The sequence below is a fragment of the Salinisphaera sp. RV14 genome (assembly GCF_052044135.1).
In the GTDB taxonomy this organism is placed as follows: Bacteria; Pseudomonadota; Gammaproteobacteria; order Nevskiales; family Salinisphaeraceae; genus Salinisphaera.
In genome coordinates this window covers 40,187-53,869 of the sequence record NZ_JBQDYF010000023.1, presented here as the reverse complement: position 1 = coordinate 53,869, position 13,683 = coordinate 40,187, and the positions used below count along the sequence as shown (strand labels likewise).

The following is a 13,683-nucleotide window of genomic DNA, read 5'->3' as shown; positions in this document are numbered from 1 at the left end:
GGATGCAACTCGGTCTCCAGGCCGTTGACGTCGAGGCTTAAGTACTTACGTATGAATTGCGGCTACGAACCGCACTCCGGGCGCACCATGACAAGAAAGGCTCTCCCAAGCGGGAGGGCCTTTTTTATGGCTCACGACTCAATTCGAACTCCCGACCCATAAACAAGTGTTCGACGACCGCGCATAGCGCGGTCGAACGCCGGCGCGCAGCGACGGCGGCCCCGCAGGGGTGAGCGGCGCAGCCGCGAGTCATCTCGCCGGGTGCTGTGTTTGAAAAGACCAGGGGCCCGTCGTGCGGCTCGCCTCGGGCGGTGGCGCGGGCGTTGTTTCTATCCGTGTTCGTCGTCGTGCCGCGCCGCGCTCGGCCATCCATCGACGCCGACCAGCGCGTCCAGCGGCAGGCGTTGTGCCCAGCCTTGTTCGGCCAGCATCGGGCGCGGGTAGAATTCGTCGACGTGTCCGAGACACAGAATGGCGATCGGTCGCGCGCCGTCGGGCATGCCGAGTCGAGCGGCGAGGGTCGCGGGTTCGAATAGCGATACCCAGCCCATGCCGAGGCCCTCGGCCCGTGCCGCGAGCCAGAGGTTCTGAATCGCGCAGGCCGCCGAGGCGAGGTCCATTTCGGGCATCGTCCGGCGGCCGAAAACATGGCGCTCGCGCCCGTCGGTCAGCGCCACGACGAGTAACTCGCCGCATTGGTCGATGCCCTCGACCTTCAGGCGCATGAATTCGTCCCGCCGCTCGCCCAGTGCATCGGCCGTGCGTTCGCGCTCGATCTCGACATCGGCGCGGATCGCGGCACGCAGGTCGCGGTCGATCACCCGGATGAACCGCCAGGGCTGCATGTAGCCGACGCTGGGCGCGCAGTGGGCCGCGGCCAGGATACGCTGCAATACGTCCGGGTGGACCGCGTCGCGCCGGAAATGCCGCATGTCCCGGCGTTCGGCGATGACGCGGTAAACCGTGTCGAGTTCGGCGGCGTCGTAACGATGTGCTCGCATGCACGCATTCCCGATGCGGGGCAAAGGCGTATCCTAAAGCCTGTCGCGGTTGGGTACGAGTCGCGCCCGGGGTGGGTTCTGCCGTGTATGCACGGGCGCGGCCGGGGCGCTGTCGGCTTGAATTACCGGGCCGGCTTTGCAAGCCTTCGCCGCATTCCGTTTTCGACGCGAGACGATCCGCTGAGTATTCATCGACACGCTGCCACCGACGGCCCGTACCCGTGGATTCGCGGCTGGTGCCCGACCGACAGGCGCCCGATGGCCACCGCCGATGGTCATCTCCTGCGTCTGCGCCCGCCGGATTCGGCGCTTGATGCCCGCATGCTCCGGGCCCTGGCCCGGATCGCCGACTGCGTTGCCGATGGCGGCGTGCGGGTGACCCGTCGCGCCAAGATCGAGCTGCGTGGGGTGACGGCGATCCGGGATGCGATGGCGAGGCTGGATTCGGCTGATTTGCGCGAGGCCCGGCGCGACGCAGGGGTGCCCGATACGATCATCTCGGCGGCAAGCGATATCGACGACAATGCCGAGGGCGATGCGATCACACTGGCCCGCGGTTTGCGTGCCGCGATGCGCCAAAGTGACGTCACGGCGGCCTTGGCCGACAAATTCGCCCTTGTCGTCGACGGCGGCGGACGTGCCCACCTGGGGTCGATTGATGCGGACATCCGGCTGGACGCGCTTGCCGGCCGGCCCGGCGTCTGGCGGCTTGCGGTGGCGGGCGACAGCGTGAGCGCGACGCCGCTGGCCTGCCTGGCGGCATGCGATGTGCCGGCGGCGGTGACGGGACTCATGACACAGGTCGTGGCCGGCAACCCGCCGCCGGACCGCGGGCTGCGATTACGCGGGCTGGACCCGGCCCGTATCGCCCGGGCCGCCGCGCAGCTGTCGGTTTCGCTGACCGCCGCGGCTTCGGGCGCGATCACGCCGCGCATCGAATATCCGCTGGAAAGACGGCGCGGTGCGAACTGGCAGTCGTTCGCTTTCCCGTTCGGGCGGATCGAATCCCGGACGCTGGGTGAATTGGCGCGCCTTGCCCGTACGCACGGCCCGATCCGGCTGTTCCCGGATCGCAGCCTTGTTGTGGCTGCCGGTGGTGAGGCGCTGCGCGAACGGCTTCGCCGCCTGGGCGCTATCGTCTCCAGCGCCGATCCCCATGCATCGATTGAAGCCTGTGTCGGCCAGCGCGGCTGTGCGCACGGTTCGACCGACACGCGGGCGCACGCCTTGCTATGCTCGCACGCCATGCCGAACCTGCGGGCCGCGGCGAGCGGCACGGCCGTGCATGTGTCCGGCTGTTCTAAGGGGTGTGCGCGCCGCCGGCCGGCGGCGGTCACGCTGGTCGGCCGCGGTGGCCGGTACGACGTGGTATTCGCCGGCGGGCCGGCGGCGATACCAAGCTGGACCGGGCTGGCGCCGGCCGAGGTGGTGCAGCGCCTGGCAGCGCTGGACCGGGCCTTTGTCGAACAGGGCCGTTCCGGCGAGAGCGCCGAGGCATTCGTCGCCCGCCATGGGCCGGCCGCCGTCTGATCCGGCGCGCGTCGTGTCATCACAGCAACGAGGTGTATGAATCCGGTGAGCGATTCCAGTCAGGATTACGACTATATCCGCGACGGTCGGGCGATTTACGAAAAATCGTTTGCCATCATCCGCGCCGAGGCGGATCTGTCGGGCGTGCCGTCGGATCTGGTCGATGTGGCGATTCGCATGATGCACGCCTGCGGCCAGACCGATCTGGTGGCCGATCTGCGTTATTCGCGGCATGTCGCGCGGGCAGCGCGGGCCGCGCTGATTGCCGGCGCGCCGATTCTCTGCGACAGCGAAATGGTCGCCCATGGGGTGACACGACGCCGGCTGCCGGCGGAAAACGACGTCGTCTGCACGCTGCGCGATCCGGCAACGCCCGGGATCGCCGCAGGTATCGGCAATACCCGAAGCGCCGCCGCACTCGAGCTCTGGCGCGCGCGGCTGGACGGCGCCGTGGTCGTGATCGGCAATGCACCCACGGCGTTGTTCCACCTGCTGGAGATGGTCGCCAGCGGCGCGCCACGGCCGGCCGCGGTGCTCGGCCTGCCGGTCGGCTTCGTCGGCGCGATCGAGAGCAAGCAGGCGCTCGCGGCCCAGACGTTCGGCCTGGACTTTCTCACGCTGCGCGGCCGGCGCGGCGGCAGCGCCATGGCCGCGGCCGCGGTTAACGCTTTCGCCAGCGAAGCGCTATGAGCGCAGGCGTTCTTTACGGGGTCGGCACCGGCCCGGGCGACCCGGAGTTGATGACGGTCAAGGCCACGCGGGCGATCGCGGATGCGTCGGTGGTGGCGTACTTCTGCAAGCGGGCGGGTCGCGGCAATGCGCTTGCGACCGCCGAACCGTATCTGGACCCGGCGCAGACGCGGCTGCCCATGGCCTATCCGGTGACCACCGAGCTGCCGCATGGCTCGGCCGAATACCGCGAGCGTATCGAGCGTTTTTTCGACGACTCGGCCGCCGCGGTGGCGAGTCATCTGGATGCGGGGCGCTCGGTGGCCGTGCTGTCCGAGGGCGATCCGTTCTTCTACGGCTCGTTCATGCATCTGTTCATCCGCCTGCGCGAGCGCTACGCCCCGGTGGTCATTCCCGGGGTGCCGGCCATGCTGGCCGGGGCCTCGCAGTTGCCGCGCCCGATCGCCATGCGCGACGATGTGCTGGCGGTCGTGCCCGGTACGCTGCCGGACGATCAGCTGACCGCGGCGCTGGGCATGGCCCAGGCCGTGGTGGTGATGAAGGTCGGCCGCAATCTGCCGCGTATTCGGGCGGCCCTGGCGGCGGCCGGACGTGGCGAGGCCGCCTGGTATGTCGAACGCGCCAGCATGGGCGGGCGCCAGCGCGTCATGCCGCTGGCTGAGGCCCCTGAGGGGCCGGCGCCGTATTTCTCGATGGTGTTGTTGCCCGGCCCGGGCGTGCGGGTATGAGCGCGGGCGGCTGGCTGGCGGTGGTCGGCGTCGGGCCGGGCGATCCGGACTGGATCACGCCGGAAACGTCGGCAATTCTCGAAGCCGCGACCGATCTGGTGGGTTATGCCGGCTATGTCGAGCGCGTGGCCGGGTGCGGCCAGGCCCGGCATGTCTCGGACAATCGCGAAGAACTGGCGCGGGCCCGACATGCGCTGGACCTGGCGGCCAACGGTGCCCGCGTTGCGGTGATCTCCGGCGGCGATCCCGGGATCTTCGCCATGGCCGCCGCGGTATGGGAAGCACTCGAAGGCGCCGATCACCCCCGTTGGCAGGCCGTCGATGTCCGCATCGCACCGGCGGTCTCCGCCATCCAGGCGGTCGCCGCCCGGGCCGGGGCGCCGCTCGGTAACGATTTCTGCGTGATCTCGCTATCGGACAACCTCAAGCCGTGGGACCGGATCGAAAAACGCATCGACCGCGCCGCTGATGCCGACTTCGCGCTGGCGTTCTACAACCCGATTTCCAGGGCGCGGCCCTGGCAGCTGGGGGCGGCGATGGCGATCATCCGCCGCTATCGCGACCCGGCCACGCCGGTGGTCCTCGGTCGGGCGGTGGGCCGGGTCGACGAATCGTTGCATATCACCGATCTAGCGTGTTTTTCGCCAGCCCGGGCGGACATGAGCACGCTCGTCATCGTCGGTGCCTCGACCACGCGGGTGTTCGCGCAGGGTGGCGCCACGCGCGTCTACACCCCGCGTTACTATCCGCGCGCCTGATGCAGTTCGGGCAAGGCAGCGATCAGGGCCTCGGCCGAGCCGAAATGCCGCTGTGGCGCCGACAGCGCCGGGCGCGCGATCATCACGACCGGAAGGCCGAGCCGGCGCGCCGCATCGAGCTTGGCCGCGGTGGCCCGCGCGCCGCTGTTCTTGGTCACCAGGACATCGACATCGTGCATGCGAAACAGGGCGATTTCGTCGGCCACCGCAAAAGGCGGTCGGGCACGAATCAGTGTCCAGCTGCCGAACGCCGGGGCCGGCTCGGGCGCTTCGATGCTGCGCACGATCCAGTGCTTGCCGGCGACGTCCGCGAAGGGCGCCAGGCTGCGCGCGCCCACGCTCAGAAACACACGGGGCCCGAACTCGGCCAAGCGCCGGGCGGCGGCAGGCGCGTCGGCGGCGTCATGCCAATCGTCGCCCGGCCCGGCCTGCCAGGCCGGACGCTCGATACGCCAGAGCGGGATGCCCAGGGCAGCGCTGGCGGCCACCGCATTCGCCGACATGGTCGCGGCGAAGGGATGGGTGGCGTCGATGACGCCGTCGATGGCTTCGGCGGCCAGATAACGCGACAGCCCGTGGACCCCGCCGAAGCCGCCGCGGCGTACCGGCAGGGCGAAACGCGCAGGCGCCGTGGTCGCGCCGGCCAGCGACAGGGTGGCCTCGACGTCCGGGAACGCGGCCAGGGACGCCGCGAGTTCGCGGGCTTCGGCGGTGCCGCCGAGCAGCAGCAGTTTCATGGATCGGTCGTGGTCCGACGCAAACGGACGGGCAATGTGCCGAGATACTGACGCATCTGTCCAGGCCTGGCTATCGATCGTGGGCCTCGGCGAAGACGGCTGGCCAGGGCTCGAGCCGGCGGCTCGCGCGGCGGTCGCGCGTGCGGCGCATGTGATCGGCGGCCGGCGTCATCTGGCGATGCTGCCGCCGATTGCGGGCCAGACCCGCGAAACCTGGCCGTCGCCGCTGCTGGATGCGATCGACGGCATTCGTGCCCGGCGCGGCACGCCGGTGGCCGTACTGGCCACGGGGGATCCATTCTGGTTCGGCGTGGGGGCCACGCTGGCCCGCTCGGTGGCGCCGAGCGAGATGCGCGCCTTTCCCAGACCCTCGGCGTTTTCCCTGGCGGCGGCCCGGCTGGGGTGGGCGCTCCAGGATGTGTATTGCCTGTCGGTCCATGGCCGGGATCTGGCCGCGATACGGCCGTACCTGGACAATGGCACGCGCCTCATCCTTTTGAGCTGGGACGGTCGCACCCCCGCGGCGGTCGCGCGGCTGTTGCGGGAGACCGGATTCGAGCCGTCACGGTTGACAGTGCTCGAACATCTCGGCGGTGCCGGGGCGCGCTGCCTGAGCGATAGGGCGGCCGACTGGGCGCATGCGGATATCGCGGCCCTGAACGTAGTGGCCGTGGATTGTGTCGCCGGTGCCCGGGCGCAGCCGATCCCGCGGGTTGCCGGGCGGCCGGAGGCGCTGTTCGAGCACGACGGCCAGATCAGCAAGGCCGAGGTCCGGGCCGTGGTGCTGGCGCTGCTCGCCCCGGGCCGGGGCGAAACACTCTGGGATATCGGCGCCGGTTCCGGCGCGGTCGGCATCGAGTGGATGCTGGCCGACCCGGCCAATCGGACGATCGCGCTCGAGGCGCGGGCCGAACGGGCCGAACGGGTACGGCGCAATGCCGAGCGGCTCGGCGTGCCGGCGCTGGAATGCATACACGGCAGTGCACCGCAGGCGCTGGCGGGCCTGCCCACGCCCGATGCGATTTTCATCGGCGGCGGGCTGACCCACGCAGGCCTGGTCGAACGCTGTCTGGCATCGCTGGCCGCGGGACAACAGGCCCGACTGGTGGCCACGAGCGTGACCGTCGAAGGCGATGCGGTGCTTGCCGCGGCCATGCAACGCCATGGCGGGACGTTGCGCCGGATCGGCATCGAGCGTGCCGAGCCGCTGGGTCGCTTCCATGGCTGGGCGCCGGCGCGGCCGGTGACGATCGGCTGCTGGACCCGGGCCCGTTGAGGTCTCGTGCGAACGCCGCGTTGGCGAGCGCAGATTTCGTCCCGCCGGGCGCGCGTGGCGTCGCGGCGTGCCACGCCCAGGAGCCGCAGGAAAACCCGGCAGGCCCGAAGGAGACCAAACCATGACCGTGCATTTCATCGGCGCCGGCCCCGGCGCGCCCGACCTGCTCACGCTACGCGCCGTCGACCGGCTGGGGCGCTGCGATCTGTGTCTGTATGCCGGATCCCTGATCCCGGCCGCGGTACTGGATCATCTCAAGCCCGGTGCCGATGCGATCAATACCGTCGGCATGAGCCTGGACGACATGATCACCCGCATGATCGATGCCACCGATGCCGGCTACGATATCGCGCGCCTGCATTCCGGCGATCTGGCCATTTACAGCGCCCTGGCCGAACAGCTGCGTCGGCTGAGCGAGGCCGGCATCGACTACACGCTCACTCCCGGTGTGCCGGCTTTCGCGGCCGCGGCCGCCGCGCTCGGCCAGGAGCTGACCGTGCCCGAAGTCGGCCAGTCCCTGATCATCACCCGCACCCAGGGGCGGGCCTCGAACATGCCCGCCCGCGAGACGCTGGAAACATTCGCGGTCAGCGGCACGACCCTGGCGATTCATCTGTCGCTGCAGGTCATCGCCGAGGTGGTCGAACGCCTGCTGCCGTCGTATGGCGCGGACTGCCCGGCCGCGATCGTGCAACGGGCGTCCTGGGCCGAACAACGGATCGTCCGCGCGCCGCTGGCCGACCTGGTCGCCGCCGCCGATACGCTGGCAGCCAAGCGCAACGCCATCATCTTCGTCGGGCCGGTTCTGGGGGCGACCGACTTCAACGAAAGCAAGCTCTACGACCCGACCCATGCCAGCCGTTATCGCTGGGCGAGTGAGGACTGACCCCGGACCGGGGCGTCGTGTTCCGCAGGGCGATAGGGTCCGCCGCACCGACGCCGATGGTTTGATGCCTGTCCGCCGGCGGGCGGGACCATGCGTTCATCGAAGTTGCTAGCGGTCGTCGAGACGGCCGTAACGGGCGAGAACCCGGCCGGGCTTGTCGATCACCCAGAGTTCCAGTCGCGTTTGCGGCGGCAGGTAATGGCCGGCTTTCTGCCAGGCGCGCCGGGCGATGCGGGCGGCGAGATCGATGCCCGCATCGCGGGCGAGCCCGTGCGCCGCAAGACTGGTGTTCGCGGTGCGGATCGCCTGCTGCGTGGCGGCATCAGCCTCCGCGGCCAGACCGGCCAGAAATTCGAAATCCACGCCGCCGCGCCGGCTGTGCAGATCGAGCCGGCCGGCGGCGAGCTTGCTGAACTTGCCGAAGCCGCCGACCAGCGTAAGCCGGGCCACCGGGTAGCGTTTCAGGTATTTCACGACCGCGCCCACGAAATCGCCCATTTCGATGATCGCCATATCGGGCAGGTCATAGGCTGCGCGGACCACGGCTTCGCTGGTCGAGCCGGTGGCCGCGGCCAGATGGGTCAGGCCGTTGGCGCGGGCCACGTCGATCCCCTGATGGATGGAGGCGATATAGGCGGCACAGGAAAACGGCCGCACGATGCCGGTCGTGCCCAGGATCGACAGCCCGCCGATGATACCGAGCCGGCCATTCATGGTTTTTTCCGCGATGCGCTCGCCGTCGTCGACGCCGACAATCACGCGAAAGCCGCCCGCGTAGCCCGCATCGGCGGCGACGCGGGCGAGGTGGTCGGCGATCATGCGGCGCGGCACCGGGTTGATGGCCGGTTCGCCCACCGCCAGGGCCAGACCGCTGCGTGTGACCGTGCCCACGCCGGCGCCGGCTTCGAACCGTATGCCCGGCGCGGCGGTCAATTCGAGCTGTACCCAGACGCGGGCGCCGTGGGTGGCATCCGGATCGTCGCCAGCGTCCTTGATCAGCCCCGCCTCGGCCAGGCGGGCCGGCGCGATCACGCGGCTGTCGGCGACCGGCAATACGGCTTCGCGCCCCCGCGGCAGCCGCAGATGCACGCGCTCCAGTACCGTGTCGAACAACAGTCGATGGGCGGCGGCGACCGCGGCCGCGGTCGCGGTGGCGCCCGTGGTCCAGCCGGTGCGTAACGTGCCGCCGTGTTCGCTGCTTTCCTCGCGCATAAACGCTTGTTACGACGCGTCGGCTAGCGGGATGGCACGGCAGCGGTTTCGCGAACCGCAATCGCGACCGTGGCCGCAGCGCTTTGGCGACGCGTCACCGCGAGCCGGGGGGTGGCCCCGGTGTGGCCTGCGGCGGCCGAGGCCAGGGCCGCGGCTTCCGCAATCCCGCCGACCCCGTACCGCGCCTGGATCCGTGGCGAATGCTGCGACAGCCGGTCGTTGAAGGCCGCCAGGCGCCGGGCCGGCAAGGCGTGCAGCACGAGCCCGAGTGTTTCGGCCAGGTCCTGCAGGCCCGGTTCCGATACGCGCAGATCGAGGCAGGCAAGGGCGTGCAGCGCCCGCATCTCGATACCGGCTTCGCCGCAGCTCGCCGCGAGCAATGCCGCCAGCTCACCGGCGCGGCAATCGCGCCGGAGGCCCAGCCCCGCAAACCACAGCCGGTTGCCATGCATGCTGGTCACTCCGTTTCATCGGCCATTCAGCCGCCGAGCATAACCGAGAGTCTTCCCGGTCGAGCCATTTGACCGCCTCGACCCCCCAACCTAGACTCCAGGTTACAGGGTGCCTGCCTCGCCGCAGGATAATCGGGAAAGCGGTGCGCGCTTCGTGCGCAAGGCCGCTGCTGCCCCCGCAACGGTAGGCGATACAGTCCATATCGAGCCACTGCGCGTTTCGCGCGGGAAGGCATGGACGGGTCGGGATACGACCTTCGCGAGTCCGGAGACCGGCCCTGGGTGCGAGGTTCGTCGCTTGCCACGCGCCGAACCCGGTGATTTCAACGTACGGGTGTGTACATGCAAACCAGCCAGACTTCCGCCGCCGGCCACAACCCGGCCTTGCCGGCGTCCCGTGTCAGCCAGGCCGTCCAGCTTGCCGGGGCGACACTGATCGGCCTGTTCGTCGTCTACGGCGTGGGTTTTTCCCACATCATGCCGGTGCATAACGCGGCCCACGACGCCCGTCACTCGGCGTCCTTTCCCTGCCACTGATCGTCACGTGACACTGCCTCGCCGCCTCGCCGCGGCGATAACGACCGTGTTCGAGCATTCTGGCGATCCGCCGGGACGCGGATCGCATACCGGGAGAGCGCATGCTGTTTCGACGATTGATTTTTCTGTCCGTGGCCATCGGCCTGGCGGTCGGGGCGCTGCTGGGTATCGGCGAGCAATTCACCACCGCGCCGCTGATCGCCCAGGCCGAGCACTACGAGCAGCCCGCACATCACCACGCGGCGGGCGCGCATTCCGCCGATGAAGTGCACGCCTGGGCGCCGGCCGACGGGGCGCCGCGGATGCTGTTCACCATCGCGGCCGATATCGGCGTCGCCATGGGCTTCGCGCTGCTGTTGATGGTGGCGATGAGCGTCGCGACGCTTGCGCGCGGCACGCCGCTGGGGCCTGCGCCCGGCGCGCTCTGGGGCCTGTCCGGGTTCGCGGCGGTGTTCGTGGCCCCGGCGCTCGGGCTGTCGCCCGAAGTGCCGGGCACGCTCGCCGCGGCACTCACCGATCGCCAACTCTGGTGGGCCGCTACGGTGGCCGTGGTGATCGTCGCGTTGGCGATGGCCGTATTCGCGCCGGGCTGGAAGAAGCTGCCGGCCCTGGTCTTGATGCCGCTGCCGTATCTGTTCGGCGCGCCCGAGCCGGCCGGCTCGGCCTATGCCGGCCATGGCCCGGCGGCGACGGCCGCGCTCGAACAGATCCACCAGCAATTCATCTGGGCCAGCGGCGCGACCAATCTCGTGCTCTGGCTGGTGCTGGGCACGGCCTGTGGTTGGGCGATGCGGCGCCGGATCGGGGCCGCCGGGTCACCGCAGGGTATGGCGCATGTCGCACGTTGATTTCCCGTTCGCGGCCGTCGTCGGCCAGGATCGGCTCAAGACTGCGCTGATCCTGGTCGCGATCGAGCCGGCGCTGGCGGGCGTGCTCGTCTCTGGTCCGCGTGGTGCGGCCAAGTCCACGCTGGCGCGCGGCCTGGCGGCGATCGATGTGCGCGCGGCCGGGCGCTTCGTCACGCTGCCGCTGGGGGCGACCGAGGAACAGGTGATCGGCAGCCTTGATCTGCAGCGCGCGCTCGGCGCCGGCGAGGTGGCCTATCGTCCCGGCGTGATCGGCCGCGCCCACGGCGGCTATCTGTATATCGACGAGGTCAACCTGCTCGCCGATCCGCTGGTCGATGTGCTGCTCGATGTGGCCGCCTCCAAGATCAACCGCATCGAGCGCGACGGCATCAGCCGCGAACATGCGGCCGAGTTCGTCCTGATCGGCACCATGAATCCGGACGAAGGCGAGCTGCGTCCGCAGTTCGCTGACCGCTTCGGTCTGTGTGTGGAACTCGAACCGCGCTATCGCGCGGACGAACGCCGGGCAATCGTCGACCAGCGGCTGGCCTACGAGCAGGACCCGGCCGACTTTGCCGCGAGTTGGGCCGATGCCCAGGCCCGACTCGCCGCGCAGGTCGAGGCGGCCCGGACGCGGTTATCGAATGTGATCTGCCCGGAGGCCAGCAAGACGGCGATCGCCGAGCGCTGTGTGGCGGCCGATGTCGAGGGGGTGCGCGCGGATCTGCACTGGCGCCAGGCGGCCCGCGCGCACGCCGCCTGGCAGGGCCGGAATGCCGTCAGCGAAGCGGATATCGAGGCCGTCGCCGAGTTCGTGCTCTGTCATCGGCGCCATTCGGAGTCGGCGGGCGGCGAGCCGGATTCGGGGCCGCCCCGGACGGGCGGCAGCGATTCCGGCAATGCAGCCGATGGCGAACAGGGCGGCGACAGCGCCTGGGGCGGCCTGCCGCCGCGCCATGTCGGCCGAGCGTCCGCCCGGCGCCTCGAGGACGCGCCGGCGACCGCCGGATTCGCCGATCCGGCCCGCTCGCGTTCGCCCCGACCGGTGCGCGGCGCGCCAGCCCCGGCCCGGCCGGCGTCATCGCGGGCGTTGGCCGGCGCCCCCGGCCGGGCCATCAACTGGCCGCGCACGCTGGCCCGGCGGGCGCTGGGCGAGGGCGACACGGCGCCGGCGCGCCGCCCGGGCCGCCCGGCGCGCGCGTGCCTCAATTGCGTACTGCTGGATACCTCGGCTTCGACGCTCGGGGCCGACGAACAATCGACGGCCCGTGCTGCGGTCGCCGGGCTGGCCGAACGCGCGCGCCGCCAGCGCGAGCGTCTGGCGGTTCTGGTTTTCGGCGGCGATCGGATCGATTGGCTGGTGCCGCCCGGGCGCGCGCCGCGGGCGATCGAAACCCGGCTGGCGGCGATCCCGGCGGGTGGCGGCACGCCCCTGGCGCGGGCCGTTGCCAAGGCCGGGCGGCGCCTGCGGACGCTGGCCCGGCGCGAGCCGGGGCTCGAGTTTCGCAGCTATATCTTCACCGACGGGCGTACTCGCGAGGCGATCGAAGCCCGGGCCTGGCCCGGCGAACTGACCGTGATCGATACCGAGCGCGCCCGGGTGCCGCTGGGCCGTGCCGGTACGCTGGCCGCCCGGCTCGGCGGCCGGCACGTGAAACTGGCCGATTTTCTGGCGGGCCCGGCATGAGCGCCGCCGGCGCGACACGCAGCTGTCCGGCGTTGTGCATCGCGGCGCCGGCCTCGGGCCAGGGCAAGACCACGATCACGGCCGGCCTGGCGCGGGCAGCCCGCCGGCGCGGGCAGCGTGTGGCGGTGTTCAAGACCGGGCCGGATTATCTCGACCCGGCCATTCTGGCCGCCGCGGCCGGGGCGCCGGTCGAGCCGCTCGACCTCTGGATGGCCGGGCCGGATTACTGTGCCCAGCGATTGTATGAAGCCGCCGGCGAAGCCGATCTGATTCTGGTCGAAGGCGCGATGGGGCTCTACGACGGCACCCCCTCGAGTGCCGATTTCGCCGCCGCCTTCGGCCTGCCGGTGGCCCTCGTACTCGATTGCAAGGGCATGGCCCAGACCGCGGGCGCGCTGGTGGCGGGGCTGCAGCAGGCGCGCGCCGATCTGGCCTTCGCCGGGCTGGTGGCCAACGGCGTGGGCAGTACACGGCATGCGGCGCTCGTGGCCGAGGCGCTGCCCGCCACGACCGCGCTGCTGGCCCGCCTGCCGCGCGATACGGCCATGGCCTTGCCGCATCGCCATCTCGGTCTGGTCTCGCCGGCCGAGCAGGGCGAGACGATCGATACGGCGCTCGAGGCGGTCGCCGATCATATCGACGGCAGCGATCTGCTCGCAGCCGCGCAGCCGGTGGCGTTCGAGGCGCGGCCGGCGGCCGTGCCCGGGCCGTGGCTGGCGGATAAGACAATCGGCATCGCCCGCGATGCCGCCTTCAGCTTTGCCTATGCCTCGAACGAACGATTGCTGACGGCGATGGGGGCGCGGCTGACTTATTTCTCGCCGCTGACCGACCGGGCACTGCCGGCGGTCGATGCGCTCTGGCTGCCGGGCGGCTATCCGGAGCTGCATGCCGCCGAACTGGCCGCGAATACGGCCATGCACGCGGCCCTGAGGGCGTTTCACGCCCGCGGCAAGCCAATGCTCGCCGAATGCGGCGGCATGCTCTATGTCCAGGAATCGCTGACCGAACTGGATGGCCGCCGCCATCGCATGGTCGGGCTGATCGCCGGCGCCGGGCGCATGCGGAACAAGGGGGGCTGCCAGGGCATGCAGACCGCGCCGCTGCCCGAAGGCGAGATTCGTGCCCATGCCCATCATCGCTCGATCACCGAGGGTGGCGCCCAACCCCTGGCCCATGGCCGGCGGCAGCGCCATCCCGCGCCCGGCGAGGCGATCGTGCGTGATCGCGGGCTGACCGCGACCTATCTGCATCTGTTCTTCGGCTCGAACCCGGCGGCGATTGCCCGCCTGTTCGGGGCCGAACCGGACGCCACGACTTCGGCGTCCTGATTCACGATTC

Annotated in this window: 14 protein-coding genes and 1 riboswitch; of the genes, 10 read left to right on the top strand and 4 right to left on the bottom strand. The window is 70.6% G+C overall.

All coding sequences use genetic code 11. The annotated features are described in order from the left end of the window. Positions 1-329: 329 nt before the first annotated feature. Positions 330-1,001, bottom strand: coding sequence for a 5,6-dimethylbenzimidazole synthase (bluB, locus tag ACS8Y6_RS16430; RefSeq protein WP_440851621.1), 672 nt, complete (start codon positions 999-1,001; stop codon positions 330-332). 258 nt (positions 1,002-1,259) lie between these two features. Here bluB and ACS8Y6_RS16425 point away from each other — a divergent pair, with 258 nt between their 5' ends. The 4 genes from ACS8Y6_RS16425 to cobJ are packed head-to-tail and all read left to right on the top strand — an operon-like array spanning position 1,260 to position 4,707. Further along, on the top strand, positions 1,260-2,531 hold the full coding sequence (locus ACS8Y6_RS16425; RefSeq protein WP_440856046.1) for a hypothetical protein: 1,272 nt from the start codon (positions 1,260-1,262) through the stop codon (positions 2,529-2,531). Between the two features lie 36 nt (positions 2,532-2,567). Continuing rightward, positions 2,568-3,221, top strand: a complete 654-nt coding sequence (locus ACS8Y6_RS16420) for a precorrin-8X methylmutase (protein WP_440851623.1) — start codon at positions 2,568-2,570, stop codon at positions 3,219-3,221. Continuing rightward, positions 3,218-3,949, top strand: a complete 732-nt coding sequence (locus ACS8Y6_RS16415) for a precorrin-2 C(20)-methyltransferase (RefSeq protein ID WP_440851624.1) — start codon at positions 3,218-3,220, stop codon at positions 3,947-3,949. The genes ACS8Y6_RS16420 and ACS8Y6_RS16415 overlap by 4 nt, the downstream gene beginning before the upstream one ends. Then, on the top strand, positions 3,946-4,707 hold the full coding sequence (cobJ, locus tag ACS8Y6_RS16410; RefSeq protein WP_440851625.1) for a precorrin-3B C(17)-methyltransferase: 762 nt from the start codon (positions 3,946-3,948) through the stop codon (positions 4,705-4,707). The genes ACS8Y6_RS16415 and cobJ overlap by 4 nt, the downstream gene beginning before the upstream one ends. On the opposite strand, the gene ACS8Y6_RS16405 is transcribed toward cobJ, so the two are convergent. Continuing rightward, positions 4,692-5,444, bottom strand: coding sequence for a cobalt-precorrin-6A reductase (locus ACS8Y6_RS16405; RefSeq protein ID WP_440856045.1), 753 nt, complete (start codon positions 5,442-5,444; stop codon positions 4,692-4,694). The genes cobJ and ACS8Y6_RS16405 overlap by 16 nt on opposite strands. Positions 5,445-5,478: 34 nt before the next feature. Here ACS8Y6_RS16405 and cbiE point away from each other — a divergent pair, with 34 nt between their 5' ends. Both cbiE and cobM read left to right on the top strand, forming a co-directional pair. Beyond that, positions 5,479-6,720: a precorrin-6y C5,15-methyltransferase (decarboxylating) subunit CbiE gene (gene cbiE, locus ACS8Y6_RS16400; protein ID WP_440856044.1), complete on the top strand. Its 1,242-nt coding sequence runs from the start codon at positions 5,479-5,481 to the stop codon at positions 6,718-6,720. A gap of 121 nt (positions 6,721-6,841) precedes the next feature. Then, positions 6,842-7,606, top strand: coding sequence for a precorrin-4 C(11)-methyltransferase (gene cobM / locus ACS8Y6_RS16395; RefSeq protein ID WP_440856043.1), 765 nt, complete (start codon positions 6,842-6,844; stop codon positions 7,604-7,606). Between the two features lie 108 nt (positions 7,607-7,714). On the opposite strand, the gene ACS8Y6_RS16390 is transcribed toward cobM, so the two are convergent. Continuing rightward, entirely contained in the window at positions 7,715-8,818 is a 1,104-nt protein-coding gene (locus ACS8Y6_RS16390; RefSeq protein WP_440856042.1) for a cobalt-precorrin-5B (C(1))-methyltransferase, read from the bottom strand. A gap of 23 nt (positions 8,819-8,841) precedes the next feature. After that, entirely contained in the window at positions 8,842-9,270 is a 429-nt protein-coding gene (locus ACS8Y6_RS16385; protein ID WP_440856041.1) for a cobalamin biosynthesis protein, read from the bottom strand. Between the two features lie 90 nt (positions 9,271-9,360). Further along, a riboswitch (cobalamin riboswitch) is annotated at positions 9,361-9,565 on the top strand. A gap of 47 nt (positions 9,566-9,612) precedes the next feature. Here ACS8Y6_RS16385 and ACS8Y6_RS16380 point away from each other — a divergent pair. The 4 genes from ACS8Y6_RS16380 (at position 9,613) to ACS8Y6_RS16365 (ending at position 13,673) form a co-directional block, all read left to right on the top strand. Further along, on the top strand, positions 9,613-9,807 hold the full coding sequence (locus ACS8Y6_RS16380; protein WP_440851631.1) for a CbtB domain-containing protein: 195 nt from the start codon (positions 9,613-9,615) through the stop codon (positions 9,805-9,807). Positions 9,808-9,908: 101 nt separating this feature from the next. Continuing rightward, the gene (locus tag ACS8Y6_RS16375; RefSeq protein WP_440856040.1) at positions 9,909-10,655 is read left to right on the top strand and encodes a CbtA family protein; all 747 of its coding nucleotides are present in this window, start codon (positions 9,909-9,911) and stop codon (positions 10,653-10,655) included. Next, entirely contained in the window at positions 10,642-12,342 is a 1,701-nt protein-coding gene (locus tag ACS8Y6_RS16370; RefSeq protein WP_440856039.1) for an AAA family ATPase, read from the top strand. The genes ACS8Y6_RS16375 and ACS8Y6_RS16370 overlap by 14 nt, the downstream gene beginning before the upstream one ends. Next, a complete protein-coding gene (locus ACS8Y6_RS16365; protein ID WP_440856038.1) occupies positions 12,339-13,673 on the top strand; it encodes a cobyrinate a,c-diamide synthase in 1,335 nt (444 codons plus the stop codon). The genes ACS8Y6_RS16370 and ACS8Y6_RS16365 overlap by 4 nt, the downstream gene beginning before the upstream one ends. The last annotated feature ends 10 nt before the right edge of the window (positions 13,674-13,683 follow it).

What these genes read in the sequence shown, in the direction of transcription:
- cobJ (WP_440851625.1), top strand. Translation starts at nt 3,946, where the DNA reads ATGAGCGCGGGCGGCTGGCTGGCGGTGGTCGGCGTCGGGCCGGGCGAT.
- ACS8Y6_RS16390 (WP_440856042.1), bottom strand. Translation starts at nt 8,818, where the DNA reads ATGCGCGAGGAAAGCAGCGAACACGGCGGCACGTTACGCACCGGCTGG.
- bluB (WP_440851621.1), bottom strand. Translation starts at nt 1,001, where the DNA reads ATGCGAGCACATCGTTACGACGCCGCCGAACTCGACACGGTTTACCGC.
- ACS8Y6_RS16380 (WP_440851631.1), top strand. Translation starts at nt 9,613, where the DNA reads ATGCAAACCAGCCAGACTTCCGCCGCCGGCCACAACCCGGCCTTGCCG.
- cobM (WP_440856043.1), top strand. Translation starts at nt 6,842, where the DNA reads ATGACCGTGCATTTCATCGGCGCCGGCCCCGGCGCGCCCGACCTGCTC.
- ACS8Y6_RS16420 (WP_440851623.1), top strand. Translation starts at nt 2,568, where the DNA reads ATGAATCCGGTGAGCGATTCCAGTCAGGATTACGACTATATCCGCGAC.
- ACS8Y6_RS16415 (WP_440851624.1), top strand. Translation starts at nt 3,218, where the DNA reads ATGAGCGCAGGCGTTCTTTACGGGGTCGGCACCGGCCCGGGCGACCCG.
- ACS8Y6_RS16365 (WP_440856038.1), top strand. Translation starts at nt 12,339, where the DNA reads ATGAGCGCCGCCGGCGCGACACGCAGCTGTCCGGCGTTGTGCATCGCG.
- ACS8Y6_RS16385 (WP_440856041.1), bottom strand. Translation starts at nt 9,270, where the DNA reads ATGCATGGCAACCGGCTGTGGTTTGCGGGGCTGGGCCTCCGGCGCGAT.
- ACS8Y6_RS16375 (WP_440856040.1), top strand. Translation starts at nt 9,909, where the DNA reads ATGCTGTTTCGACGATTGATTTTTCTGTCCGTGGCCATCGGCCTGGCG.
- ACS8Y6_RS16425 (WP_440856046.1), top strand. Translation starts at nt 1,260, where the DNA reads ATGGCCACCGCCGATGGTCATCTCCTGCGTCTGCGCCCGCCGGATTCG.
- cbiE (WP_440856044.1), top strand. Translation starts at nt 5,479, where the DNA reads ATGTGCCGAGATACTGACGCATCTGTCCAGGCCTGGCTATCGATCGTG.
- ACS8Y6_RS16405 (WP_440856045.1), bottom strand. Translation starts at nt 5,444, where the DNA reads ATGAAACTGCTGCTGCTCGGCGGCACCGCCGAAGCCCGCGAACTCGCG.
- ACS8Y6_RS16370 (WP_440856039.1), top strand. Translation starts at nt 10,642, where the DNA reads ATGTCGCACGTTGATTTCCCGTTCGCGGCCGTCGTCGGCCAGGATCGG.